At 46.9% G+C, this 26,375-nt stretch carries 30 protein-coding genes; 10 read left to right on the top strand and 20 right to left on the bottom strand.

All coding sequences use genetic code 11. The features are described from left to right. Positions 1-20: 20 nt before the first annotated feature. The 4 genes from HP567_RS09210 to HP567_RS09195 all read right to left on the bottom strand — a co-directional run bounded on the left by HP567_RS09210 (position 21) and on the right by HP567_RS09195 (position 4,521). Positions 21-470 (bottom strand): DUF441 domain-containing protein, encoded by a 450-nt coding sequence (locus HP567_RS09210; protein WP_173608980.1) that lies wholly within the window; start codon positions 468-470, stop codon positions 21-23. A 9-nt stretch (positions 471-479) separates the two neighbouring features. Next, entirely contained in the window at positions 480-1,340 is an 861-nt protein-coding gene (locus tag HP567_RS09205) for a HesA/MoeB/ThiF family protein (protein WP_173608981.1), read from the bottom strand. Positions 1,341-1,370: 30 nt separating this feature from the next. Next, positions 1,371-2,219 (bottom strand): HesA/MoeB/ThiF family protein, encoded by an 849-nt coding sequence (locus HP567_RS09200; RefSeq protein WP_173608982.1) that lies wholly within the window; start codon positions 2,217-2,219, stop codon positions 1,371-1,373. 214 nt (positions 2,220-2,433) lie between these two features. After that, entirely contained in the window at positions 2,434-4,521 is a 2,088-nt protein-coding gene (locus tag HP567_RS09195; protein WP_173608983.1) for a TerD family protein, read from the bottom strand. Positions 4,522-4,801: 280 nt separating this feature from the next. Between HP567_RS09195 and HP567_RS09190 the strand changes: the two genes are divergently transcribed. Next, on the top strand, positions 4,802-5,686 hold the full coding sequence (locus HP567_RS09190) for a hypothetical protein (RefSeq protein ID WP_173608984.1): 885 nt from the start codon (positions 4,802-4,804) through the stop codon (positions 5,684-5,686). A 75-nt stretch (positions 5,687-5,761) separates the two neighbouring features. After that, positions 5,762-6,292 carry a peroxiredoxin gene (locus HP567_RS09185; protein ID WP_173608985.1) on the top strand — a complete coding sequence of 177 codons (531 nt, stop codon included), beginning with the start codon at positions 5,762-5,764 and terminating at the stop codon, positions 6,290-6,292. A 288-nt stretch (positions 6,293-6,580) separates the two neighbouring features. Here HP567_RS09185 and HP567_RS09180 read toward each other — a convergent pair whose 3' ends face one another. Together HP567_RS09180 and HP567_RS09175 are read right to left on the bottom strand one after the other, a co-directional pair. Next, positions 6,581-8,155, bottom strand: a complete 1,575-nt coding sequence (locus tag HP567_RS09180) for an FMN-binding glutamate synthase family protein (RefSeq protein ID WP_173608986.1) — start codon at positions 8,153-8,155, stop codon at positions 6,581-6,583. Positions 8,156-8,228: 73 nt separating this feature from the next. Continuing rightward, on the bottom strand, positions 8,229-8,540 hold the full coding sequence (locus tag HP567_RS09175; protein ID WP_173608987.1) for a hypothetical protein: 312 nt from the start codon (positions 8,538-8,540) through the stop codon (positions 8,229-8,231). Between the two features lie 360 nt (positions 8,541-8,900). Between HP567_RS09175 and HP567_RS09170 the strand changes: the two genes are divergently transcribed. The 4 genes from HP567_RS09170 to HP567_RS09155 are packed head-to-tail and all read left to right on the top strand — an operon-like array spanning position 8,901 to position 12,325. Next, positions 8,901-10,193, top strand: a complete 1,293-nt coding sequence (locus tag HP567_RS09170) for a right-handed parallel beta-helix repeat-containing protein (RefSeq protein ID WP_173608988.1) — start codon at positions 8,901-8,903, stop codon at positions 10,191-10,193. Beyond that, entirely contained in the window at positions 10,190-10,771 is a 582-nt protein-coding gene (locus HP567_RS09165) for a nitrous oxide reductase accessory protein NosL (protein WP_173608989.1), read from the top strand. The genes HP567_RS09170 and HP567_RS09165 overlap by 4 nt, the downstream gene beginning before the upstream one ends. A 17-nt stretch (positions 10,772-10,788) precedes the next feature. Next, positions 10,789-11,595, top strand: coding sequence for an ABC transporter permease (locus HP567_RS09160; protein WP_064201759.1), 807 nt, complete (start codon positions 10,789-10,791; stop codon positions 11,593-11,595). A 4-nt stretch (positions 11,596-11,599) separates the two neighbouring features. Next, complete coding sequence (locus tag HP567_RS09155; RefSeq protein WP_173608990.1) at positions 11,600-12,325, top strand: ABC transporter ATP-binding protein; 726 nt, start codon at positions 11,600-11,602, stop codon at positions 12,323-12,325. A 54-nt stretch (positions 12,326-12,379) separates the two neighbouring features. On the opposite strand, the gene HP567_RS09150 is transcribed toward HP567_RS09155, so the two are convergent. From HP567_RS09150 to HP567_RS09125, 6 genes are all read right to left on the bottom strand, one after another. Further along, positions 12,380-13,297, bottom strand: coding sequence for a response regulator (locus HP567_RS09150; protein WP_173608991.1), 918 nt, complete (start codon positions 13,295-13,297; stop codon positions 12,380-12,382). 3 nt (positions 13,298-13,300) lie between these two features. Next, positions 13,301-14,569: a sensor histidine kinase gene (locus tag HP567_RS09145; RefSeq protein WP_173609146.1), complete on the bottom strand. Its 1,269-nt coding sequence runs from the start codon at positions 14,567-14,569 to the stop codon at positions 13,301-13,303. Positions 14,570-14,645: 76 nt separating this feature from the next. Beyond that, a complete protein-coding gene (locus HP567_RS09140; protein ID WP_173608992.1) occupies positions 14,646-15,296 on the bottom strand; it encodes an amino acid ABC transporter permease in 651 nt (216 codons plus the stop codon). A gap of 15 nt (positions 15,297-15,311) precedes the next feature. Beyond that, complete coding sequence (locus tag HP567_RS09135; protein WP_088906220.1) at positions 15,312-15,965, bottom strand: amino acid ABC transporter permease; 654 nt, start codon at positions 15,963-15,965, stop codon at positions 15,312-15,314. A 96-nt stretch (positions 15,966-16,061) separates the two neighbouring features. After that, on the bottom strand, positions 16,062-16,913 hold the full coding sequence (locus HP567_RS09130) for a transporter substrate-binding domain-containing protein (RefSeq protein ID WP_173608993.1): 852 nt from the start codon (positions 16,911-16,913) through the stop codon (positions 16,062-16,064). 32 nt (positions 16,914-16,945) lie between these two features. Continuing rightward, complete coding sequence (locus HP567_RS09125) at positions 16,946-17,674, bottom strand: amino acid ABC transporter ATP-binding protein (RefSeq protein WP_007715956.1); 729 nt, start codon at positions 17,672-17,674, stop codon at positions 16,946-16,948. 187 nt (positions 17,675-17,861) lie between these two features. Between HP567_RS09125 and HP567_RS09120 the strand changes: the two genes are divergently transcribed. Then, positions 17,862-18,185, top strand: coding sequence for a hypothetical protein (locus tag HP567_RS09120; RefSeq protein WP_229087969.1), 324 nt, complete (start codon positions 17,862-17,864; stop codon positions 18,183-18,185). Positions 18,186-18,408: 223 nt separating this feature from the next. Here HP567_RS09120 and HP567_RS09115 read toward each other — a convergent pair whose 3' ends face one another. Further along, the gene (locus tag HP567_RS09115) at positions 18,409-19,263 is read right to left on the bottom strand and encodes a manganese catalase family protein (RefSeq protein WP_173608994.1); all 855 of its coding nucleotides are present in this window, start codon (positions 19,261-19,263) and stop codon (positions 18,409-18,411) included. A gap of 159 nt (positions 19,264-19,422) precedes the next feature. Between HP567_RS09115 and HP567_RS09110 the strand changes: the two genes are divergently transcribed. From HP567_RS09110 to HP567_RS09100, 3 genes are all read left to right on the top strand, one after another. Continuing rightward, positions 19,423-19,779 carry a DUF2512 family protein gene (locus HP567_RS09110; RefSeq protein WP_173608995.1) on the top strand — a complete coding sequence of 119 codons (357 nt, stop codon included), beginning with the start codon at positions 19,423-19,425 and terminating at the stop codon, positions 19,777-19,779. 123 nt (positions 19,780-19,902) lie between these two features. Then, positions 19,903-20,421 (top strand): DUF3231 family protein, encoded by a 519-nt coding sequence (locus tag HP567_RS09105; RefSeq protein ID WP_173608996.1) that lies wholly within the window; start codon positions 19,903-19,905, stop codon positions 20,419-20,421. A 71-nt stretch (positions 20,422-20,492) separates the two neighbouring features. Next, entirely contained in the window at positions 20,493-20,909 is a 417-nt protein-coding gene (locus HP567_RS09100) for a DUF2243 domain-containing protein (protein ID WP_229087968.1), read from the top strand. A gap of 19 nt (positions 20,910-20,928) precedes the next feature. Here the strand turns inward: HP567_RS09100 and HP567_RS09095 are convergent, their stop codons facing one another. From HP567_RS09095 to bla, 7 genes are all read right to left on the bottom strand, one after another. Then, on the bottom strand, positions 20,929-21,855 hold the full coding sequence (locus HP567_RS09095) for an ADP-ribosylglycohydrolase family protein (RefSeq protein WP_173608997.1): 927 nt from the start codon (positions 21,853-21,855) through the stop codon (positions 20,929-20,931). A gap of 37 nt (positions 21,856-21,892) precedes the next feature. Next, positions 21,893-22,090 (bottom strand): hypothetical protein, encoded by a 198-nt coding sequence (locus HP567_RS09090; RefSeq protein ID WP_229087967.1) that lies wholly within the window; start codon positions 22,088-22,090, stop codon positions 21,893-21,895. An 88-nt stretch (positions 22,091-22,178) separates the two neighbouring features. Further along, positions 22,179-22,469, bottom strand: coding sequence for a DUF3817 domain-containing protein (locus HP567_RS09085; RefSeq protein ID WP_047070474.1), 291 nt, complete (start codon positions 22,467-22,469; stop codon positions 22,179-22,181). A gap of 96 nt (positions 22,470-22,565) precedes the next feature. Further along, on the bottom strand, positions 22,566-23,093 hold the full coding sequence (locus HP567_RS09080; protein ID WP_173608998.1) for a PadR family transcriptional regulator: 528 nt from the start codon (positions 23,091-23,093) through the stop codon (positions 22,566-22,568). A 12-nt stretch (positions 23,094-23,105) separates the two neighbouring features. Then, positions 23,106-24,623, bottom strand: coding sequence for an MDR family MFS transporter (locus HP567_RS09075; protein ID WP_173608999.1), 1,518 nt, complete (start codon positions 24,621-24,623; stop codon positions 23,106-23,108). Between the two features lie 109 nt (positions 24,624-24,732). Further along, on the bottom strand, positions 24,733-25,386 hold the full coding sequence (locus HP567_RS09070; protein WP_173609000.1) for a hypothetical protein: 654 nt from the start codon (positions 25,384-25,386) through the stop codon (positions 24,733-24,735). A gap of 166 nt (positions 25,387-25,552) precedes the next feature. Continuing rightward, positions 25,553-26,371, bottom strand: coding sequence for a subclass B1 metallo-beta-lactamase (bla, locus tag HP567_RS09065; RefSeq protein ID WP_173609001.1), 819 nt, complete (start codon positions 26,369-26,371; stop codon positions 25,553-25,555). Positions 26,372-26,375 lie beyond the last annotated feature (4 nt).

The raw sequence follows: 26,375 nt of genomic DNA, 5'->3' as shown, positions 1-26,375 counted from the left end.
CAAAGTAGATTTAGAGGGCGCTATAAATTGAAGATTCTTGACAGCAACGCAATGCATCCAGCTGCAATGATTAAGCCTGCGGGCAGCCCATTTGACAGTAGCACGGCCAAAAGTGTTCCAATTGTTACGCCTATGAAAACAACCGGTTGATCTGGCAAAATACTTAAGCCTTTTCCCCCGACATAAGAGATGATAAAACCTGCCAAAATGGCTATCGTTGCTTTCCAACTGACCATTTCCTTACCAAGGGAGATGAAATCATATTTTCCTTTGGCAATCGGAATCAACAAGAATACCATTAGACAAAACAGACCCACATGGAAAATTGGTTTTTGGATTGCATCCATGACAGGCACTGCTTTTAGCAGAGATAATCCGAGCAGCAAGAGGGAAGCGTAGACGAGAACCAGATCCTTTGCCACTACTGACAAGAGGGCGATTACCAGTAGGATAATGGTCGTATGCAACATAGGAGTCCTTTATAGTAGCGTGTTATCCCAGCTTCCCTCTGCCGGGGCTTCCACCTGTACCATTTGGACGGAAGCTAAATTGACTTTGATTAGTTTGGGAGCAACGGCTGGCAATAGGTCTGGTCTCTGAATGATTAGTTTGAATGCCTCAAAGCTAGCCAATACGCCGACGATATTCGCTACAGGAGCAAGCACTGCCCATGGAGCCTCTCTTTTTACATAGGCATCTGCCCATTCAGGCAAAGCGCCTTGCGATACGGAATACTTTGCACGCTCGTCTTTGATCTGACTAATTTTTTCACGCATCTCTGGTGTGAGAGGCTGTTGATAAGAAGGATGTCTCATGGCGACCTCATAGGGCAAGGAGTCCGGGGTCATGCACATGACTCCTCCACGGAAAGGTGGTGTTACCGCAATCCAGATGGAGGGAATACCCAGATCGGCAGCTGTTCGATGGATGATTACCCGTGCAACGAGATTATCCGTAGCATCTACAATCACATCTGTATCACCCAGCAGATCATGTGCATTTTCTTCGGTAACAAACTCCCTTGTTACCTTTACTTCCAGCTCTGGATTGATATCGTGAAGTATTTCCTTCGCTACTTCCGCCTTGGGAGAGTTAATTTTGCTGACAAAGCTGAGCATTTGTCGATTGAGATTGCTTTCCTCAAACGAGTCTTGATCGATGACATGAAGCTTCCCTACACCCATCCGGGCGAGTTGAATTAATGTGATTCCGCCCACGCCACCTGCACCTACCACCGTTACTCTAGCATTTCGCAGTTTGGCTTGCTCCTCACTCGTAATGATTCCAAAATTGCGGGTAAAACTATTGTTATATGATTGGCTATTTTCTATCAATGACACACAATCATCTCCTCTGTTCTTTCAAAATCGTTATAGCGTTGCGTAATCCCACGTTCCATCAGGGGGTGTTGTCACTTTTACCGGTGTGTCCGTATCTAGATTAATGAGAACTCCTTTGGGTGCACGTGCCAACGGTTCTCTGCCCGTCAAGATTTGCACGGCTTCATGAAAGCTGAAAAGCGATATGAGATGAGCGCGAACTGGTGTAATAATCCAGCCAGCCTTCCCCTCACAAAAATCCTCTGCCCATTCCTTTGGAGCTCCTTCTTTGACAGAGTGCCAGGCCCTGGCTTTTTTTATGTCAGCAATCTCTTGGCGTAACGCTTCATTGGTCAACTTTTCCCCTGCTCCTGGGATGTTCAATGCTGTTTCGTACGAGATGCCGTCTGGAAAAAAGGAAGAGACAAACCCTCGGGTTGGGGGGCTCCCTGACATGCCCACGCTTGGTATGCCCAGCTCACGCGCGGTGCGGTGGATGATGACGCGGGAGGGTATATCGTCTACTGCTTCAATCACTAGATCGTGCCCTTTCATCAGTTCAAGCACATTGTCTTCATCAACATTTGCCTGGACGCATCGAACCGATATGTATGGGTTGATGGATTGAAGAACTTCTTCCGCCGTGGCTGCTTTTGATTTACCCAATGAATGTACCGTAGCCAGCATCTGACGATTGATGTTAGAAACCTCGAATTCATCAGGATCTACTCCGGTGACATGCCCGATCCCCATGCGGGCGCAAAGAATCGCTTCCATTCCCCCGACCCCACCGAGTCCAAATATGATGATCTTTCCTTCCTTTAAGCGTTTTTGTTCCTCAGTGGTATACACCCCAATATTTTTCTTGACCATTTCCCAATAAAAGGAATCCGCTTCCAATTTTTCTTCCTCCTCTTTTCAAATTCAATTATCCATTTACATTTGACATTATAGAGTTCCAGTTACTAGCAAAAAAATAGCTCGTTCTGACTATTAATTGGGTTTTATTTGAAATTTTCATGAACATAGGAGAAAAATTTTTAGCTAGAATAGACAAAATGAAAAGGCTTGAGTCCGGTACAATACCGAACCCAAGCCTTACACTCCCCTAACCTTACTGCATAAAATCCGCCATGATGATCTCCGTATCAAACGGCGTAATCCCTTCCTCCAAGGAAAATACCGTATCTGCTTCCTCCGCTTGGTCAGTCAGCGTCCCTCTCGCCTGTGCATGAAGCATGAACAACTCATGCAGGGTAGGCTTCACCAACGAGGTGAGCGCTCTTCCCATCAGCTCCACCCCTCCGGCATTGGACTCCACATTGTTGGCAAAACGCGGATCGGAATTCAGGGCGATATCCGTCCAAATCACTTTTCTCTCCACGAGATCCAGAATGACCGGGATACAAATTTGCGTGTTTGCGGCGAGATCAATCTTGTCCTGTACCGTCTGCGGCTCGAAAATTTCTCCTGTCTGTGGCGCTGAACGAATCATCCAGCCGGCAAAGCATTCAGGCAAATCGCAATAAGGTTGACTCGTAAACGAATACAGGTTCATGACGACATATCGACCGCCATAGCGGATGACAGAATTAATGTCGATGTCGATGAACTCGCACGCGCCTTTGGGAGCCTCTACAATATCCCCGCTATGGCACGCTTGATACTTGTCGGAACGCAGATTGGTATAAGAAATATGCTCCATGTACTTCCAGTCTGCGTTATAGAGCACGGCAGACAAATCGATATCGACTCTGCCTGTAGGGACATCGTTGACGATCCCTTCCCTCCACCACAGGAAAAAGCGAATCGTTCCTCCATCCGGGATCGATAGTCGGGAGCCGCGTGCAATCGTGCGCAGTGCTTTGCTGGCAGATCGCATCGAAAACGGAACGAGATGCTCCTGCAGCCGCGGATCGATATAGACGTTGCCCAGCGACGGCAATTGGGCAAAACGGTTCAACAACGATGTCCGGCAAATATCCGCTGCCTTCTGTCTGATGTCCTCTTGCAAGCCTGGCACCCGGTTTTCGATTGCCTTTACTTTCGCCACTTGCCCTTTCGGAAAAAAGGTCCGCCATTCACCGTAGCTGTTCCGTTTGTCGAAGTGATTCATGACCTGCAAAAGAACTGGAGTCGATACACCATCCGCAATTTTCTCGAAGGCAGAAAGGACTGGACTCCCCTCCTCCGTCACACGCAGCAAATGATCCAGACGACGGGCAAATTCCCCAGGACGCTGTTCAAGCAGCTTGATCGCCGTATTCACATCTGCACGGACCAGCGCCTGCTCTACTTGGCTGTTGAACGTTTCGACCTTGTGATTGTTTCGCAAAATATCGAATGCTTCGGCCGCTTTCGGATAGCGATCCTTATATTCAAAAGGATGCAAGATTTCCCCGAGACGAATCCATCTGTTTTTGTAACGATTCATATCTTCTACGATATTCGAGCTGGCTTCCAGCAGGCTAAGGAGCAGTCTTCGTTCCCCGCGTTTAAACTTGCGAAATTTCGCAGGCTCCGCCAAGCTCACATCCCCATCAGACAGCGCCACCGCCAGACGCAATACATCTGTCGCGGTCTTGCAATAGTGGGCAAAAAAAGTTGCGGGAAGCTTGTCATACTTCAGCAACAAGCTCGCAGCGATTGCCACGTTTTCCTTTTGCGGAATCTCTGCTGGCAGTGCTTCTGCAATTCCTTCATAGCTCTGTATCAAGCCCTCCAGGTCTTCCTTGTCGGTAGCGGATAGCGAGCTATTGGAGCGCAGCAAATTCATTCCTATCTGAAGCAACTCTTCATCTGTGCCCAAATGAATCAGCTTCAGGCGAGATTCTCTCAGCAAGGGCAAACGTTTTTTCACTTCGTGCACAGGCAGGTCCAACGTCAAATAATGAATGATCGCATTTACAAACAGCTCACCCTCGCCAGCCTCCATGACTTGCTTGGGAAAATTCGGATACATCGGCTTGTACTGACGGGATGCCCCGATCTTGACTTTTAGCACAGCTACCACATCCGAATAGAGCGAGAAAAACTCTCCTTCCGACAGCGTGCGGATTCTTTCTAGCAATTCCAGTGAAAAGGTATAGCCCAAGCTCTCTATATTACGCAAAGCCGCAGCTAAATAAGAGGTAGGCAGTTCATGCTGCCCCAGATGTACGATGATTTTATTTTTCCTACGGAGGTAAATTTGATTTTTCATTGGCATCACGAAAAAAATCAGGAAAGCAGTACCCCTAATGGTGAACCAAACCTTTTGCTTAGAAGGAAGGTGTACAATAGCCTGATTTTTTATTCCCTTTTGTAATTTTTAACCATCTTACTTCAATTTTGTCAGATGGTAAAGCTCTCTTTCAGAACGAGACATAAATCCGTCCCCGGACCTAATTCGATTTCATTCCGCTGCCCGTTATTCTGTATTCTTCCTCCCTGTAAAGTGAGTAGCAGAGTACCAAAACTTTACAGGAGGGAGAATTCCATTCATGAATCCATCTGTTATGAAAAGTCATACTGCACCCCCTTTCTTTCAAGGGGAGAAATGGTTAGTGTATACCGGCTTGCTCGGCTTCTTGCTCGCTGCGCTATGCGCAATCTGGGTCATGCTGTACGGAGGACCCGTCGCTCCTAATGGCGATGTCTCGAAAGCGTTTTCCTTTAATGCCGCACTCGGAATATTTTTATTAACGACAGCCGCAATCATTCCGTTATCTGCCCTGGGCACGCGAAGTAGAGCTTTCTTTCGCTGGTCTTATATCCTGCTTGCTTTATACTCTTACGGAGCGGAAACGGTACAAAACTTCCGCGGCGTGGACCCGAGGTTCGTCAAAAATGGCACACCCTTCGATGTTGCTGTCGGTTCCATTTTTACTTTTGTGGCTCTTCTTCTGGTCCTTTTTTATGTATTCATTGCCATTCAGTTTTTCCGTAGAAAAGCTTATTCCCTACACCCAGAGCTGGCCGTTGGCATCCGCTATGCCATGATTGCGATTATGCTCTCGTTTGCGGCAGGTCTCTGGATTTCATTCAACGATGGTCGAGTGGTTGGACACGAAGGGAATATCATTTGGCTTCATGGCATTGGCTTTCATGCTCTGCAAGCAGTACCTTTTGTCGCTTGGTTAGCGGAACGTAAAAAACATGTGTCCAATGCTCGTACTGGATTCATCCATCTCGCCGGTATCGCCTACTTGTTCGGTTTAGCTGCAATTGGCTGGCAAACCTATCTCGGTCGAGCCGTTTTGGAAATGTCCGTATTTCCGATTCTCGCCGCCTTCTGTTTCTTGGTCGCCTTCTATCCAATCGTTTTCTTCCTTCTCCAAAAGAACGATGCAAAAAAACTCCACAACACTTTTGATATTCCGAACTAATTGATTCTCCTTATCATTCGTGATACTTTGTTACCAGTACCTGACATACGGTAACAGAAACGAGGAGATCGATTTATGACAGCACGTATTGGACTTCCTGCACCTGATTTTACGATGGACACCGTGACGTTTGACAACGGATTTCCCCTGCCAAAGAGCTTGGTTGACTATCGTGGAAAATGGCTTCTTTTGTTCTTTTATCCGTTTGACTTTTCGAAAGTATGCCCGACAGAGATCCTCAGCCTGAACCGTCGGATCAAGGAGTTCGCGGATTTGAATGTCGAAGTGCTTGGCATTAGCGGCGACAGCATACATACACACAAAGCATGGATGAGATCGAGCGACGGCATCGGTCCACTCTCGTTCCCCCTCGCTTCGGATTACAGCAAAGAAGCGACCCTGGCATACGGTGTGCTGGACGAAGCAACCAAAGCGCCGCTGCGCGGCAGCTTCATCATCGATCCAGAAGGCATCCTGCAATACGCAGTCATCTCCAATTCCAAGGTTGGCAGAAGTGTAGATGAAACGCTCCGTGTGATCGAAGCTCTGCAATCAGGCGGATTGTGCCCAATGGACTGGAAGCCTGGGCAAAACACGATATCCTAATCGATAGACAGAAACAAAGGCCGCATGATCGCTTGTACAGGATCATACGGCCTTTTTCATTTTTTCATAGACATAAGAAAACCTCTATCGAGGCCTATTCATGGAGGAGCGATCGCGTTTTAGCGGAAAGTTTTCATGCGCTCCGGAATTCATAAGCGTACCGCTAATAAATTCCTATACGTAAAAAAATCAGGAAAGCAGTACCCCTAATCTCAAGTTATGTTAGAAGGAAGGTGTACTATAGCCTGATTAATTCACCATACCATTATTTATCTTCTTTGTAAATACTTATCTTGACGCAGCCGGGTACGGAAACAAGTCAACCACACGTATTGTCTCCCCGCTTTCGTTGGTAAACACGACATGCTCTCTCCGAAGCTCAGTCGGACTCTCCAAGCCACATGCCGCCGCAAGCGAGAACAAGCCTTCCCTCAACTGCAAAATATAGTTCATAACACGCCACTGCTTTTCCGCCGGAACCAATGCTTCCTGGTACTTGGAATCCGTCGTAGTGACTCCTGTCGGACATTTCCCTGTATGGCATTGCATCGCCATGATGCAGCCAGTTGCAATCATGAACCCGCGCGCAGAGTTGACGCAATCCGCTCCCAATGCCATGGCGATCGCTACTTTGTCAGGAGTAACAAGCTTGCCGGAAGCAAAAATCCTGATACGGTCCCGGACACCGAATTTCCGCATCGTATCATCGAGAATGATGAGCGCAGCAAAAAGCGGCAAGCCCATGCCATCTGCCATTGCCTTGAACATTGCGCCTGAACCGCCCTCAGAGCCATCAACCGTAATGAAATCCGGGTAAATGGACAGCTCCAGCATTTTCTCAAAAAAATGCTCCAACCGCTTTGGATCGCCGACGACGATTTTTACTCCCACCGGCTTGCCTCCCGCCTCCTGCAAACTACCGATGAAACGCAAGGCTTCATCCGGATTGCTGAGGAACTCGAAGCGGTTCGGTGAATTGACTGTTTGTCCCACAGGTACCAGCCTTGCTGCTGCGACTTTTTCCGTGACCTTGGCGCCCTCGAGGTGCCCTCCACGTATTTTGGCCCCTTGATGAAATTTCAGTTCAAACGCTTTGATGTTCGGGATGCTTGCCTTTTTCTTGAATTCTTCGATTGAAAACTTGCCCTTGTCATCACGGAATCCAAACATCCCCGGTCCGATTTGCGAAATAATATCTACACCTGTAGAAAGGTGAACTTCTGCAACGCCACCCTCTCCTGTATTGATCCAAGAGCCGCCTGCCATACGCGCCCCATACCCAGTGGACATGATATAGTTTTCTCCCACTGCTCCAAAGGAGGTAGCTGAAGCACCGAACATCCCTTTTAGCCGCCAGGGCTGCCTTCTGTTTTCGCCCACGACAATGACATCCTCGTCATGCAGCATCCACGGCTTAACCTCTTGTTCTTCGATAAACTTTTCTCTTCTTGTAAACAGTCCCTCATGGGTAATTTCATACCTTTTGCCAGGGACGACTTTCTCGTTATCTACCCGCAGCTCACTCGTCAGCCTCGGGAACATCGCATTGGACAAATAGAAGCCGGGCTCCTCGTAATCGCGTTTTCCACCAAACGAGATCAGGTCGGTCCTGTATTTGGCCGCATAAACCATACCAACAAAGTCAGAACGGGAGAACGGCTTCCCTTCTGTATCCGATTCAAACCAATACTGACGAAACTCAGGCCCGAGCTTTTCCAGCAAATAACGCATCCACCCCAAAAAAGGGTGGGAACGAATAATGGAGTGCTTCGGCTGTTTAGACAGAGCGTACATATAACCGAAAAATACAATGGGTGGCAAAAGAAGGATGATGATAATGACGCATAACAGAGTAGGTACCACTTGTGCTTACCCTCCCCAAACACAATATTCTAGTAAATCATGTCAAGGATAGGATGCAACAAGTTCTCTGTTTTTAATCGTATTTCTCATCATCCTCCCGAATTTGCCCATCTACGATCAATTCCAGCTCCGTTTCAAAATTCAGCATGATCTCTACAGGCAGCTGCTCTGCAACCTCTGCCATGTCTGGAAGAAGCAGTGCATCCTCTAGTGTATCAGGCTTCGCTTCCAGCTGATTGTACCAGTCGCGGATGTGATCCATCATGCGGTAAAACGAAGCCTCAAACTGATTCGCATCGTCCTCCGCGTCGTCCTCGTGGCTCTTTTTCATCCGATCCCAATATTCCAGCGTCGTGCGCAGTGCTTTTTCTATGTTTGTATCCATTTATCGTCTCTCCTTTTCGTCTCTACCATTTAGTATGACTGCTTTGCGTGCACAATGCCACCTCAGGTGTAACCCTCTCGACCCTTCCATTTTTTCATAATCGTTGCGTTTTTTGACACGTTTTATAGCCCGGTTGAGTCATACGAAAATGAAAAGAGGCTGTTATCCTAAATGTAGCTAGCAGCCGATGATCCGGCAATAAACAAGAGAGCTCTCTAGTGGAATAGGGGAGGATGCACCCTGTCATTACGATGGAAAGATCGAAAATTATCTCTCCCGCTACTTTTCGTCTCCGTCATTTGTATCGTTGCTCTACAGCTGCCTATCACAGCCAAGGCGACGCCTGCGGATTCTGACTCCTTGCAGGCGATGATTGATCAAGCACGTCCTAACGATACCGTAACCATCCCGTATGGTTTGTACAAAGGTCCTATCCGCATTACCAAGCCGATTCAATTGGTAGCCAATGATCCCGTGAAGATCATCAATCCGACCGAGGAAGAGGCAACGCTCACGATTGAAAGCGACAATGTGAGCGTGCAAGGAATCCATATCGTGGACAAGCGAATCAACAGTGACGTAGCCGCCCTTGTCATCCGTGGCGATCAAAACTTCCTGGAAAATGTCATCGTTGAAACGAAAGGGATCGGTATTCAATTACGACAAGCAGACTACAACACGCTGCACAACGTTCAAGTCATCGGAAAAATCAAAGGTGATGGCAGCCCAACGACCAGTACAGGACATAATCACGGAGCACAGCCCGAAGTAAAGCCAAAGCAAACGGAAAAAGCGAAACGAGGAAACGGAATTGACGTGCGTGAATCGGATCATAACCGTTTCATTAAAAATCAGGTGACGAATGTCGAAGATGGCTTTTACGTCGAAAATAGCGATCGAAACCATCTGGAACAAAATCTGGTGACGAACTCGCGGTACGGCTATCACTTCATGGGTACCTCTGATACGACGGTCATCAACAACATTGGAATGGAAAATGTGACAGGCTCCCAGCTTATGGAGTCGCGCAAATTGACGGTTACCGGGAATCAATTTTTGAAACAGCAAAAAAATCCTGGTTCACAAGGAATTCTACTCATTACCGTACAGGGTACGCTGATTGCCAACAACACGATTGAGGGCAACCGGGTTGGACTGTATTTAGAGCAATCATCCGGAATTACGGTCAAAAACAATTTACTCAGTCTCAACTTTATCGGCATGCAGTTTTTGTCCTCTTCTGACAACGTATTAACCGATAATCAATTTGTCTCAAACGTCATCCAAGCGCAAGCCCAAGATAGTCAGAACAACAACTTAAACAAAAACTACTGGGACAATCTGCAAGGACTCGATGTGAACGGGGATTCCCGCAGTGATTTGCCGTACGAAATGAATCCTTTTTACCTGGGTTTGACCGATGCGGTTCCTGCCTATCAGTTGTTTTTCCAAGCCCCGGGATTTGTGTTTCTGGAAGGCTTGTTTACTAGCGGAGCCGGCTCAGCAATCAAGGATGCATCTCCTTTAATGCAACCCTCGGACACCGTGCTCATTGAATCGGGGCAAACGAGCAGTTGGGGCGCAGGCATTCTTGGACTTATCTTGTTAATAGGAAGCTGTTCGATCATTTATATAGGAGTGAGAAAATCATGAACAAAATGAAAAAATGGGGTACAACAATCGGAGCAATTCTCGGCATTAGCCTGCTTATGGTCGGCTGCGGAAGCGAAGAGCCAAAACCTGTAGATATCGCGGAAGGCGTAGACAAATGTGACCTTTGCAAAATGCATGTCCCTAACGATCACAATGCTACTGAAATCGTCTTAAAAGATGGAAAAGCACTGAAATTCGATGATCTCGGATGCATGTACAACTGGACGAAAGAGAATGGCACCGATAACGTGGCTGTACAATTTGTCCGCGATTACTACACAGCAGAATGGACAAAAGCAGAGCAAGCTACCTACGCTTACGACAAAGACTTCAAAACGCCAATGACCTATGGCATCTATTCTTTCAAAGAGAAGTCTGCTGCAGACAGCTTCGTTCAGGAACAAAAGAAAGGTATTGTCATGAGTGCGGATGAGTTGAAAAATCATAGCTGGGAAAATGGTATGAGCAAGCACATGAACAAAGACGGTCATTCTTCCGAAGGTCAACATAATGGCGGTCACGAAAGCAAGCCAGCCGATCACGGAAGCAACAGTACTGCCCCAACCACACATAACTAACAGAGGGAGTGGAGTCTTTGCACATCAATCTGATTGCCAAACGAGAAGTGAAGGTAGGCTTTCGCAATCCATGGTCCTACTCGTTTATGGCTCTGTTCTCCCTGTTTAGTTTGGGACTCTTGATCATCCAATCGCAGTCCTACATGAAGGGTTATACGTACACGACAGGTACCATGCTGAATCTGATTTTGTATTTGCTGCCACTGATGACGATGCTTCTCTCCTCTTTTTCTTTGACGGCGGAAAAAGAAGAGGGAAGCTGGCAGCTCCTCTCTACCTACTCCATGACGACCTTTTCGTTCTTGGTGGGGAAATACTTGGGACAAGCACTCGTGTTAGTCGCGATTGTCAGCTTCGGGTATGGGTTGTCTGGTGTGGCAGGCATGCTGTTAGGAAAAAGCTTTGCATTCTCGACACTTTTGTTTTTGCTCGCCTTTTCCATCTGTCTCATTCTGCTATTTTTAGGTATAGCCATGCTGATTGGCGCCATCAGTAAAAACCGTTGGCAGGCTTTGACAATGGGGGTCAGCATCTGGTTCTTCTATATTCTGGCATGGCCTACTCTTCTCATCTCTGTGCTCAGCTTCGTCCCTTATACATGGATCAAGCCCCTGCTTCAGCTCGCAACGTTTCTCAACCCAGCGGAGTTTGTACGAATCTTTTCCGTTGCCAGATTAGGCGGTGGCTCGATCTTTGGACCTGAATACTACAAATGGGTGTACTGGGCTGATTCTCCGCTTGGTGATCTCATCTTTGTCGCACTCAGTCTGCTCTGGATCAGCGCGACCTTGTTCATAGCCATCCGGGTATGGGAAAGAAGGTAATGCAATGAATATGTTAGGACTTACTATCGACCAGGTCACCAAGGAAATCAATGGAAAAACAATCGTCCACCCATTCAGTATGAACATTGAACCCGGTCAGGTCGTTGCCTTATGCGGCGGGAACGGCGCAGGAAAAAGTACGATCCTGCGGATGCTGGTCGGTATTCTCCCTCCTTCTTCGGGAACCATTCAGCTAAATGGGTTGAACTGGAACGATAATCGCGTAGAGTATCTGCAAGAAATCGGTTATATGCCAGATCACTTTACATTTTCTGCCGGACTTACCGCCAAAGAAACGCTCGAATTTTACGCTTCCCTACGCAATCGCACCGCAGAAGAGGCAGATCGCCTACTGAAAATGGTGGGACTGCATGAAGTGAGAAACAAACGGGTGTCTCAGTTCTCCAAAGGCATGCAGCAGCGTCTCCTGTTTGCCCAAGCGATATTGGCCAAGCCCGCACTCGTCGTCCTCGATGAACCGACCAACGGACTCGATCCGTATTGGATGGATGCCTTCGTCGATCTCGTGCGGGAAGTAAAGCTCGCGGGTCAATCCGTTCTCTTTACGACGCATCAGCTACAGGTGGCAGATGCTGTGGCTGATCGAGCGATTTTCTTGATGAACGGGAAAATCGTGCGTGATGGCTTGATAAAGGAGTACCAGCAGCAGTATGGGGCAATTGGTTTATATGGTGCCTTTTCCGAACTTGTGAATCAGGCAAAGGCATGAATAAAAAAACGCGGGAGCTTTGATCGTTTAGATCGGCTCCCGCGTTTTTGCTATTTATAGCGCCTTTGCTTCCATATAAAAGACAGATAAAAACTTTTTCACACTAATCCGGCACTTCGTCGTTTTTTCGCCCGCCTCCAGTTCTTGCATCCGTTGGCGAATTTCTTGAAAGTCAAACAGTCTTGGTGCAAAGTGTTCAAAGGTCGGGTTGGCATAATCGGTCAAGCCTAATGAGGAAAGATGCGTAAAGGCTTGCAGGACCATCCGGCGAATCCGTTGTTCCATGGCACGCACCTCTTTGGTAATTCCATGCTCATCCAAGCTGGCATGTACCTTCAGCAGAATTTGTGTGTACAGTTCCTTGAGCTGCAATTCGTGCAGCTTGTCTCCTTGTCGCTCATCCTGTTCGAGCCATTCCATGATCAATAACAGATCAGGAGCACCAGCTTCACTCGCAATCCCTAGCTGCAACAGCAGTTTTCTCGCTTTTTGAGCAAGGATGTCCTGATCGGACGACTGACTTTTCAAGCCGCTGGTATGCGGTTCTTTTGCTTTGACGTCCAGAATTTGCAAGGATTTGCGGATCGTTTGCAGAGAGGCTTCCAGCGACAAGTAATCCGATACCCGTTTCAGTACAGCCATCACTTCGAGGCGGTTGATCGGCTTTTGAATAAAGGTATCAATCCCTTGCAAATAAGCCTCCCCGATCATTTCCTTGTTCTCTACCTGTGACACCATAATGAAGCGGCCCGCGAAGCCATCTGCCTGCAACTTTTTGATCGTTTGAATGCCATCAAGCCCCGGCATCAACAAGTCGATCAAAATGACATCGACCCCATATAGCTGATCAATCGATACGTGACTGCCGTCGCTGGCTTGTCCTACAATTTCTCCCAACCCGCTGTCTTGAATAATCCGTTCGAGCATGCGGCGCACTACCGCATCGTCTTCAATTAAAAAGAAACGTATCATACCTTACACTCCCTCCTTTCCGAGCAATTGGTCGGTCGGAATTTGCACTTCTAAATGCGTCATTTGCTTCTGATCAGGTAAAATACGCAAGCTTCCTTGCAGGCTTTGGACAATTCCGCGGGCATGCGTCAGTCCAATTCCGGTAGAGGCATTTCCCTGTTCATCGTATTTCGTCGTATACCCGGGCTGAAACACCCATTCCTGTTCTTCCAGCGGGATTCCCGGACCACTGTCAAGTACACTGAACACCAGATGACGATGAATCAGTTTTACATTCAGCTCAATCCTTCCCGACGTGGGAATCGCCTCTACTGCATTGGCTACCAGGTTGTTTAGCACGGAGAGCAGCGCATAGATTTGGCTGGTAGACAGGCTGACGTTACAGCTCCACTCGATCCGAATATCCTTTCCCAACATCTCTGCGTATTTCTGATTCGCCCGAGCAACCAACTCACACAGTTCTTTGATCGGCAGCTGTGGTGCCAGTCCCTCCTGATTGATCAGCTTGGAAATGCCCGCCAGCATCCGTTGTGAATCTTTTTTCACTTCATGCACATTCTCGGCAATCGTCAAGGCCGTCGGGGATTCCGTATGATCCGAGGTGAGCAAACGCCTGTAAAGCTGGTAGCTCTCGCGCGTGATTTCCTCCAGATGCGTCATCGATTTGCGCAAGTAAAAGGCTTCTTCATACAGCTCCGTATTGATCATCCGCAGACGCTCCAACTCTTGCTGACGCACCTCTCCCACAGCCCGCAACTGCCTGATCGAAAAGCTATTGTACAAGCCGACAGCAAAAAAGCTGCGCAAGACCCCAAAGAAGAGAAGCATCAAAAAGCTCTGCCAAGTAATCGGCGGAAAATCAGTGAAATACTGTCGTACCTGAATCTCTACCACATTGGAGATAAAATCAATGGATGCACCTATCAACCCCAACCATAGAGGGAACTCGCGATATCTACGTGCGCGGAGCAAATAAAACAGAACGGTAAAGCTGAAATAGTAAAAGGCGGAGGGAAGATGCGCAGCCACACTCTCCATGTATGGACGGTACGCAAAAAAGACATCCATTACGACGCGAAATCCGAAGATAAACGTCCCTGTAAAAAATCCCGTCAACAATACAGGTACGGACGAAAACCACAGCAATCCAAAAAAGAAAGCAGCGATGCCCAAGGAAAAACGAAAAGACCCTCCTACGGGGTTTACCTTCATCTCTCCAAAAAAAGCAGTTGCCAGCATGATAATAAACAGGATCAAAAGGCGTTCTCGCATAGCTGCTCCTTTCATACGGAAAAAGATCTCCTATTCTTATTTTACTAAGAATCGGAGATCTGCAAAGATAAAACGCTTAAGCGTGCTTGTTTTCCAGTCGCTTGGAGACGACTGACAACGCGTAGTTGACGACAAAGTACATCACTGCCACCATCAGGAAGGTCGGGATGACGTAGTTGACATTGCGTCCGTTGATGATTTGCGCATGGTTCATCAGCTCAGGCAAAGCGATTACGACAGCCAGCGACGTATCCTTCAAGAGCGAAATGAATTGGCTCACAATCGGCGGAACCATTCTTCTGAGAGCCTGTGGCAGGACAACATGCCACAGTGTCTGGACATAATTCAGACCAGAAGAACGTGCAGCTTCAATCTGTCCTTTTTCGACCGAATTTAAACCGCTTCGCACGATTTCCGACAACATCGCTGCTTCGAAAATAACCAACGCCAGAACAGCGGCCCAAAACTTGTCCAGCTTGAATCCCACTTCCGGGAGAGCAAAATACGTAAAGAAAATAATCAACAAGAGCGGCAAATTGCGAATCAGCTCTACGATTGTCCCGAGAACTTGTGAGACTCCGGGAATTTTTGCGTAACGCAAAACCCCTACGATAATCGCAATAGTAAAGCTGAAGACAATTGACAAGAAAGCAACCTGCAAGGTGACCCAAAAGCCTTCGAGCAGGAAGGTCAAATGACTGGGCGCATAAGCTCCGGTAAAGTCCATGATGTCCCCTCCTTCTTAGCGGCTTCCAGCCAAGCGTCGCTCCAAATAACTGACGAACGCGCTCAACGGAAGGGTCAGAATCAGATAGAAAACAGCTACAAAAATGTACACATCAAAGGTAACAAACGTGTCAGCGGAAATCAGATCCCCAAAATACATCAGGTCAAGACCTGCAATCACACCTAATACTGAGGAGTTTTTTACGAGATTGATAAACTGGTTGCCCATCGGCGGGATCACGACCTTGATCGCTTGCGGCAAAATGATATAGCGCATCGTTTGTCCATACGTCAATCCCGAGGAACGAGCGGCTTCTGTCTGTCCTTTTGGAATCGCCAGAATGCCTGCGCGGATCGTCTCCGCGATAAATGCTGCCGTATACACTGTCAAGCCAAGCGTACCTGCAATAAAAGGCTCCAGCACGATACCAATTGCCGGTAGACCCACAAAAAAGAGGAACACGACGAGAATCAACGGGATATTACGCACAAACTCAACATAAGCCGTAGCGATCCACTTGAGTGGTCGAATCGGAGAAATCCGAAAGATCGCAAAGAGCGTCCCCAGTGCAAAGCTCCCGACGAGAGCAAGCAGGCTCGCCTGCAAGGTGTTCCAAAAGCCTTCGAGATACATATCCATGTGATCAAACAAGATAGAAAAATCGATCATCTCTTATGCGATCCTCCTTGTGTGCAAAATTCAGTTGGGGATATAAGGGAATGAGCGGCAGAGTAAACCGCTCATTCTTTATGGAGTCGAACCGCATTATTTTTTAGGTTTTGTTCCGATCCATTTTTCATAAATCTTGTCGTATTCACCGTTTTCTTTCATTTCTTTCAGCAAATCGTTCACTGTTTTCACGAATTCAGCGTCACCCTTGCTGATTGCAATACCGTATGGCTCTTCCGTGAAGGTTTCTTCTGTTACACGGTAGTTCGGATCTTGCTTCGCCATACCGTACAGGAGAGCGTTATCAGTTGTCAGCGCGTCACCTTGACCAGCTTTGAGTGCTGTGAAGGCTTCCGCGTAGTTTTCGAATTCCAGTACTTCTACGTCAGGAGCACTCGCTCTGATGTTTTTTGCAGAAGTAGAACCTTTTGCGGTCACGATTTTCATGCCTTTTTGCATGTCTTTCAGACCGTTGATTGAGCTGTCCTTTTTCACCAGGAAAGATTGACCCGCCAGGAAGTACACGTCAGAGAAGTCTACTTCTTTTTTACGGTCTTCCGTAATGGTCATCGTTGCGATGATCGCGTCAATTTCTCCGTTTTTCAGCATCGGGATACGTGTTTTGGAGGTTACTTCCTTCAGCTCGATTTTGTTTTCGTCCCCAAGCACTTTCTTCGCAATTGCCTTCGCAATATCGATATCGAAGCCTTCTACATTTCCGGTTGCCGGATCTTTCAAGCCGAACAAGTTCAGGTCGTACTTCACTCCGACTACGAATTTGTCTCTTTCTTTGATTTTTGCCAATGTGCCTGTACCTGCTGCAGCTGGTGTACCTTTTGCACCGCCTTCTGTTGCACTACCCCCACCACAGCCTGCCAACGCAGTTGCACTCAGCATGAGTACGAGACCCATACCTGCTACTTTTTTCCACAGCTTGTTTGCTTTCATCTGAATTCCCCTTTTCTCTATCGTTTTATTTTTTAGTGATTCAAAATCCGGCTCAAGAACAAACGCGCACGCTCTTCACGCGGACTTGCGAAAAACTCCTCTGGTGTAGAATCTTCGAGAATCGTTCCCTGATCCATAAACACGATGCGGTCTGCCACTTCGCGGGCAAAGCCCATTTCATGCGTTACGACTACCATCGTCATGCCTTCCTTCGCCAGCTTCTTCATGACGTCGAGAACTTCGCCGATTGTCTCGGGATCCAGTGCAGAGGTCGGTTCGTCAAACAGCATGATTTTTGGTCGCATGGCCAGTCCGCGTGCGATTGCGACGCGTTGCTGTTGACCGCCAGAGAGTTGCGTTGGGAACATTTCTGCCTTTTCCGGAATCCCTACCTTTTCCAAATAGTAGAGAGCCGTTTCTTCGGCTTCCTTCTGCGATACGCCCAGTACCTTGGTTGGTGCCAGCGTAATGTTTTGCAGTACGGTCTTGTGCGGATATAGATTGAAGTGTTGGAACACCATGCCGATGTCCCGACGCAGCTTGTTGATATCGGTGTTTTTATCGTTCACTTTCACCCCGTCTACCACCAGTTCTCCGCTTGTAACCGTTTCCAATCTGTTGATGCAGCGAACCATCGTGCTTTTACCCGATCCTGACGGGCCAATGACCACGACGACTTCTCCCTGGTTGATATGCAGGTTGATGTTCTTGAGGACATGAAAGCTTCCGTAATGTTTATTTACTTGATGAAAACTGATCAACCTTAAATCCCCCCTGCTCTATGTCTTATTTTGTATACTAATGTCGAACTACTCAAAACTACTGAAAAAGACAAAGAAAAGTTTTTTTGTTTACAATTTTCTAATAACACACAATAAAAAAACAAAGTGAACCTATCAGTCGAATGGGAGCCAATATATCATGTAAGACCTGAATGGAGGCCGGCCTATGCTTCCTGATAGCTTCTCATTCCTTGAGGGCAAACAAGGTACTCCGTATGGTCTCATGATGGGTCAAGAAGGCCAGCAGTGGCTGCATGAGCTTCAAGAAGAAAGCAAGGAAACAGGTAAAAATGTCGTATGGAAAGTTGTTCCACGGACGACTTCTCCTATCGAAGCCTATACGAGCGTGTATGAGAACGAGCAGAAAGAACGCATCTTTGTCACGGTCGAGAAATTCCCGAAAGAACAGCTAGATGTACAATTGAGCAGAAACAACAAAATACGATGCAGTAACTATCAGTGGAAAAAAAGCGCATTACACGAAAAATGACCAGTTCTTGTTCAGTGAATCCGGTCAGTATCAAGAGCTGTCTTGGTTGGATCAAGATGGAGATCAACCGATTATGTATCGTGTAGCTACCGATTCGCCAACGGTTTCCAAAGAAATGCTGCTCCAGGCTGCAAGAGCAAGCCAGCAGTAACAAATAGGAAAAAAGATAAAAAAACCAGTTAAACGCTCTTTATGCGATGACTGGTTTTTCCCTTTTACCCTATTACGCATTCAGATCATACAGTCCTGGACTGTGTTCATTTGGCTGTTCCGGCATGATAGGAACCGGGAAGCCCTCAGGTGGCGGAACTACTTCCAAACTGCCGCCATTTCTACTCGGTGACTGTCCGTTGAAGATTTCTCCAATACGAGTGTTATCCAATCGGAAATTGAACTGAGCATTGTGGAAGCCCATTTCGACATACTTGCGGCACTCAGGATACTTGTTTATGTCGTAGTTGGGGATAGGGAACAGCTTGCCCCAGTTCACGCCTAATGTCTCCAATGCCTTTGCGAAGGCGTTTTGATGGGCGTTATCCCGAACGATTAGGAAAGCAAGCGTTTCACGGAATGTTTTGTTCGAGCTCATTTCGTAAATGCGTGACTTTTGCAGGACACCGGTTGATTCCAGCACCAGGTTGTCGAGAAGATCGCTTATCAAATTTCCATGATTATACACATAATTCCCCATCCATGGATTTCCTGCTGCATCGACGGGTAAGGAGCTTTGCGCACCCACGATGAAATGGTGCGGGTTCGCGTGCTTGACTGCCTCATCAAGCGGTGCTCCGTCAACCCCCGCATTACCGGGAACATCTTCACCACTCCCCGTCAGCAATTGATTAATCGTGTGCTGTACAAGTTCCACGTGCGCTATTTCTTCCAAAAAAACACCCCGTAGCAAATCACGATACGGTATGGCATTCCCACGGAAGTTGTTCGCCTGGAAAAAATATTGCATCATGGTGCGCATTTCTCCAAAACGACCACCCAAAATCTCCTGGATGACTTTAGCTGCCGCCGGGTCTGGTTTATCTGGAACAATCATGTTAATCAAATCTTCCTTGTAAAAGTACAAAATGGATGACCTCCCACCATAGTAGATGAATGCTAGGTCTTAGTTTGGATGATGACGATCTACTTTAACCGGAAAAAGCAAGAAAACGGCACTTGAATAAACCCGACTATTTTGTAAAACAGTAAGCACCATAAGGACTATAAAGGAAGGAGAATAAAAATGACTCGATTTTTAATTAAGGCTGCTGTTAACGGTATTATTGTTGTCGCTTGTTTATGGTGGTTTGCAAATGCATCCTGGACATCCGCCATTTTAACGGCACTCGGCTTAACCGTCATCGCCTATCTGATTGGCGATCAATTGATATTACGAGCTACCAATAATGTTACGGCCACGATTGCAGATGCAGTGATCGCTGGGATTTATTTATGGGCAGTTGCCAGATGGCTGAATTGGCCACTAAGTTTTGGCGAGTTAATCATTACGGTAGCCCTTTTAGGTGTGGCAGAACTTGTATACCATCGCTATTTGGGGATATACGATCATAATCGTGTCCAGAAAGAACCCGGTAAATAATTCTCCTCTTCCTTTGAGGGGATATATCCTGTCTCCCTTGTAAATCTTATCTATGGGTTACATCACAAAGTTAGGAGAACCCGAATGGATATCAAAACTCTATTGAGTACCGGGAGGACGTTAATGGGTATTTTATCAGGCAATCCGCAAAATGAACCTATGCATTATGGCGAGGTATTTGGAGTATGGATGTATCTTTCAACAACAAAGGGCTTGCTTGCTAGTTATCAAACAGCGCTCAACCATACTGGTGATCATGATCTGAAAAGCTTTCTCGAGGACATTACGCGAAGCATGAAACAAGAAGTAGAGCAACTGGATGAATTGCTCAAAGTGAATGGGATTGGATTGCCACCTGCACCACCGGATCGACCAGTAGCGAATCTGGAAAGCATTCCAGCTGGAGCTCGTATGAACGATCCAGAGATCGCTGCCGGTGTTTCAAGAGACATTGCAGCCGGATTGGTTGCCTGCAGTCAAATCATGGCTCAGTCCATCCGGGAAGATATCGGAATGCTTTTTGGTCAGTACCATGTTGCAAAAGCCCAATTTGGCCTCAGGTTGCTCCGCATTTTAAAAGAAAAAGGCTGGTTAGTTCCGCCGCCTCTTCATATGCAAGCGCCAGAACTTGTCCATGCCTAATCTTGGTGATAAGCACTGTCTGATTGGCAGTGCTTATCGTTTTTACCTATTTTGAACTGGGGGATGCACGATTGAAAAAAACAATGATCGGTGCCTTTCTCTTTGGAGTAGGTATCATTGGCATGCTGGACGGCATTATCTTTCATCAAATCTTACAGTGGCATAGTGTCGACATGTATGGAGATCGACACCATCAGATCATGAGTGACGGTTTCTTCCATTTATTCGTGACGGTTATCATTTTCATTTCGGGCATTCTTCTGTGGAAAAGCAATCCTATAGGGACTGCGTACTATTTTTGGAGTAGTTTTTTCCTCGGAGCTGGTATATTTAACTTGATGGAAGGAATCGTTAACCACCATCTCTTGCAAATTCATCACGTTAAGCCGGGCCCGTCTCAATTCTTATACGATATTTATTATGATGTATTCGCACTTCTGCTGATTGGGATTGGATGGCTGCTGTATAGGCGCACAAAATCCAAATGAAGCCATTCCATTTTGTCGGTTAGCGAGTAGCATGCTCGTACAATTTCCGCGCGAACTCCTCCATCAACTCTCGCTTAGCCAACAGCTTGCGCATCTGTTGAGGTAAGCCCTCTACTCCGTAATAGGCACCTGCCAATTGACCGTAGACAGCTCCCGTCGTATCCGCATCATCCCCGAGGTTTACCGCCAGGAACAGGCCTTCTTCAAAAGAACTACTGCTATAAAAAGCCCAAAGCGCCGCTTCAAGCGAATCGACGACATACCCCGATCCTTTGATCTCTTTTCTCGTTTTCTCTTTATAGGAGCCATTCGCAACACGGGCGATACCAGGATCAAGCGGTTGCTTTTCCCATAGACCCGCTACAGGAGAAAACGAATCAGCAAGCAACTCCTCTTTAGAAATACCTTGTAGAGCACCCACAAGCAAAGCCCCCAAAAAACGACAGCCGTCTACTGCCTTTGCCGTCGCGTGTGTCGTGCGAGAACTTTGCGCGCAATAATCAATGGCAAGCTCCGGTTGATCGGCATAATAGAGTGCGACAGGTGCTAGCCTCATCATGGAGCCATTCCCTGCCGACATCGGATGATCCGATCCGCTAAATGGATTTTTTGTCTGCTCAAATCGCCACAGCGCTTCTTTGGTGATATTCCCGATATCGAAGCAATGATCCTTGCAGCTCATGTAACCCTCACGAAACCAAGCTACATATCGGTTCATCTGATCAACCGGATCGAAGCCGTTCTGCGTAATCAAGCTCTCAGCTAAGCAAAGAGCCATCGACGTATCATCCGTCCATTCCCCGGGTTTTAAATTGAACGGTCCTCCGCCGACCATTTCTGTAAGCGGCTCGAAGGTCCCCGGTTTGCGAAATTCTAAAGTAGTTCCGAGTGCATCTCCAACGGCCAACCCTAGCAAACTTCCCGTATAGCGGTCACGTAGTTCCACACCTGCACACACCCTTTTTCAGAATTATCTGTTCATATCAAACAAAACATCTGGCAATGACATTTTGACCAACGTATTGTTCATTCAATTCATCTGTCGCTACCTTTTCTTCTGTGCTCGCAAGCGTGATAATCTGCGGCAGAACCAGCTTGTAACGGTCCTCCATCACGGTTTCAAGAACGTACTGTTCCTCTTCGTCCCACAAAAGAATTCCTGCCAAAATTCTGGTCTCCACACAGATCCCCTCCATTTTTTCTCTTTTGAATATGTACGAAAGACGGGTACAATGACCCGCCTTCTAGTGCCTTACGTAATGTGTATACTTACTGCTCTTTTTTCAGGCGTGCATCCAGAACAAAGTTGCCGAATGGCAGTAATGAAGCGATAAATGCCCCGATTACTTTCAGGAAAGACCATTTATTGGTCATTGTAACATGTGCTAACGCCAAAATATACAGGACAAAAAACAATCCATGAAGCGAGCCAGCAATTTTTACTGCGGCTGGATAATCCCAAAAATACTTGAGCGGCATAGCAATCCCGAGAAGGACCAAATACGAGACACCTTCGATCAGGCCGATGAGACGGAAACGTCCGAGGGCAGAGTTCATCATGTGCGGGTACCATCCTTGCCATTGAAATTACCACTATTATAAATGAAAAACTATCATAATGATGAAAATGGTCCAATGTTCATAATATAGTCAAAATCAACGGCCCCAAGCTTCTTCTCGGATGCGTTCCATCCAGCGCATCTCTGCCTGCAAATGCTCAATGGCACCGATCAGAATCGCTCGTGCTCCCCAGCTGAGCCTCTCTCTTTTTTCCTCCTGGATCGATTCCAATAATCCAGCTAACCGTCTTACCTCCCGGATGTTATCTTCCAAGGCCTCATCCATTTTTTGCGGATCACCGTACGAAGCAAAAGTAAGCGCAGCGTAAATCGGATTGGTCAGCTGCATCGGTTTTTGCAGCTCTTCCAAGAGAAGCTGTTGAAATTGCTCTTCGCCTTTTGGCGTGATCCCATACATCTTCTTATCTGGGCGGCTAGTTTCACGAATGACTTCTTTGACCTCAATCATCCCGCTCTTTTCCAGTTGGTCGAAGGCGTAGTAGAGGGAGCCTTTGGCGTATTTCATGTAACAATCCATCCCTCTAGCCTTCACCTGCTGCTGAACCTCATAGGGATGCTTCTCTCCTTCCATCAGCAATCCCAGAACAAGCAATTTTAGACTCATGACGATTCTCCTCTATCCACGTTCCGGTTTCGGTGCGGAAGGCGATTTCCCCAGCGCCCGATCATTTCCCATCAGCAAAATGCACACGAGAGCAAGAACAGCAGGAACGAGTGCCCACATAAACGTATTCGCTATCGAAGAAGCGAGAATATCGATCATTTGATCCAAAACAGGAGCCGGAATGGATTCGCGCGCTTCTGGTGTCAAAATCGCTCGTGGGTCTGTCATGGCATTCGTCATCCCTTGACCCCCGAAGGCAGAGAACAAGCCGTTTTCAAACGAGTTACGTTGCAAGATCCCAAACACGGTGATCCCCAATGTCATCCCCAATGAACGGGAAAAAGAGTTCGTTGAACTGGCCGATCCTCTTTGACGCATATCAAAGCCATGAATCGCTGAAATTCCCAAGGTGGAGAAAGAGAAGCCCACGCCAAACCCTGCAATCACCATATAAAGCGTCACGATTGAACGAGGAATATCAGGCGTCAGTGTACTCAAAAGAAAAATACCTGGTATGAAAAAGGCAGCGGACAGAAGCATAATATTGCGGAAGCTGGTCTTCGTCGTCAGAAATCCTCCTACTTGGCTGCCAACAACCGAACCAAGCATCATCGGTGTCAACAGCAATCCGGCATTCGTCGCTGACCCGCCATATACCCCTTGGATAAAAATCGGCAGGTACACAGTAGCAATAATGAAAGCAGATCCATACAACAGTGCAATCGCATTTGTCGTGGCAAATAACCGCTTCTTGAACATGGAGAACGAAATAATCGGATCAGATGCCCGCTTCTCGACAAATAGAAAAATCACAAACAACAGGAAAAAGGAAGAGAACAGGCCAATAATCTGCATCGAATCCCATGCATATTGATTGCCGCCCAGCTCCAGTGCAAACATCAGACTCACTACAGCACCGACAAGCGTAATCGCTCCCCACCAGTCAATGCTTTGCTTGCGGTATTCCAACGATTCCTTGTAATACATCGAGATCAACCAGAGGGACACGGCACCAATTGGTACATTGATGTAAAAGATCCAGTGCCAGCTGACATACTCGGTAATATACGCCCCAAGCAAAGGGCCAAATACGCTGGACGTACCGAATACAGCTCCGAATAGTCCCGTCATCTTTCCACGTTTCTCCGGCGGGAATACGTCAAAAATAATCGTGAAGGCAATCGGCATCAGCGCTCCGCCGCCAATCCCTTGAATCGCCCGATAAATGCTCAACTCGACGATGCTGTTTGCCGTCCCGCATAAAATGGACCCTAACAAAAATACAATGAGACCAAATACGTAAAAACGTTTTCGCCCATACATATCGGAGAGCTTACCAAATATCGGCATCCCCGCCATCGTAGCGACCATGTACGCTGATGTCACCCAAACAAATTTATCCATGCCGCCCATCTCACCGACAATCGTACCCATCGCTGTCGCGACAATGGTGTTGTCCATGGAAGCCATCAGGAGACCTAGCAGCAGCCCGGCTAACACCATATTCACTTTACTTTCTCTTGCAATCATTACTTCGCCCTCCTGAGTGGTCAAATCAAAGTACTATACGTTATTATATTCAAATTTGACTACATCCCGAAAAAAATGCTCCTTATTCTCGGAGCATTTTTTCTGTTTATTATCGCCCGAATGGTGACGGGCTAAATGGGGATGGCTGCTGGGCTTGATTACCCTTCCACATTTTATACGCCGCTTCTGACATCGGCTCCACTGTCGGCTTAATCTCTCCAGTGAATGGATTCTTATTATAGGGGAGGTTAAATGTCCGTGTCCCGTCGCTCTTACGCAACAAAGAACCATCCGACAGCTCCACCCAACTGCTTCCTGGTCCTCCATCGTCTACGACATAGAGGCCGTTATCATCCCAGGCCGGGTTAATTGGCACGTTATTTACCGGAGGACGTGTAGTCTGCTTCTTGACTGATTTTGTTGAGGTTTTCGTCTTTTGTGTTTTCTTCTTCGGTTTACTCGTTTTTGCAGTTGCTACCGCTTTTGTTTTTGGCTTCCCTTCGCTTTGTTTTTGCGCTGAAGCTGGTGCAGGTGCTGACACAGCCACAGGCTTTTCAACCGGATAGGCGGAAACGTTTGCGGCCCGCGGACTTTGATTGGCCAAATCCATAGCACGTTTGGTGATACCTGCTTTTTGGGAAATAGACGCTGTTTTTGTATCCGTTCGTCCATCGGTTTTTACCGCGTGAATCAATGTCGGCCACAAATAGGCGTTGAAGCCTAGTAAAGCGACCATCAAGGCAATACCTATGATTTTTTTCATAATAAGGACTCCTATGACTGAATGATTGTGGTAATAAAGCAATGACTTCTGGCCTATATCAAAATTTTAGACGATTGGAAGAAAAAAGAAAACACCTTACATAAACAAACTCCTTCTCATGTTGGTTTTGAGAAGGAGTTTGTTTTGCAGGAGTTCCTTTGACAATTCATTTCTGAGCAGCTTCTTGCTTCTCGGAATGTTGTTTGATTAGCTCCATAGTGTGATCAAGCAAATTTTTGCCTCCCGTTTTCCCATGTCCGGGTACAACGGTTTCGATATGTGGATATTTTTCGATTACCTTCTGAACGGAGTCATCCCACTCCTCTACATTGGCATCAGAAAGATTTCCGAGATCCTTGGCACCCAATGCTTTGACGAAGCATCCACCAAATAATATTTTGGATTGGGGAAGCCAAACGGTAATGTTATCTTTCGAATGCCCTTCCCCAGGATAAAAGGCTTCTAAGATAGTGTCGCCTACCTTTATTACTGGCTTTTCATCAAGAGTCGGATTGGGGGAGGGATATCCATATTCTTTCGCAAGTTTTGCCGTCAAACGTGTACTGCGTACCTCTATTTTTTGATCGAGTAACGCACGGATACCTGAAATGCTGTCATCATGTGCATGTGTAATCAGCGCCAACACAACGTCTTTCTTCCAATGCTTCTTGATCATCTGTAAGAGCTCTTCCGTTTTTTGGGTGTCGCCCCAGGCTGTATCAATCAGGACAACTCCTTTGGAAGTAGAAACGATTAAGCCATTGTGGTCATAGGTTGTGCCATTCCATTCTTGATAGGATGTATGTAACCATACTTTGTCATTTAATTTTGTTAACACAATGCTTTTCCCTGGATTGGTAATCTGGGTGGGAGATGATGTTGTCGTTTGGGCAATCGTTTGATTAGAAAAAGCTGTCAAGACTACGGCCACTGTCAGGAACAAACTGCAAATCGTTTTACTTATCCATCCCTTATGAATCTTCAACCGA

The organism is Brevibacillus sp. M2.1A (assembly GCF_013284355.2).
Classification (GTDB): Bacteria; Bacillota; Bacilli; order Brevibacillales; family Brevibacillaceae; genus Brevibacillus.
The sequence above is the reverse complement of the archived record's forward strand: the minus strand, read 5'-3'. Positions and strand labels throughout refer to the sequence as shown.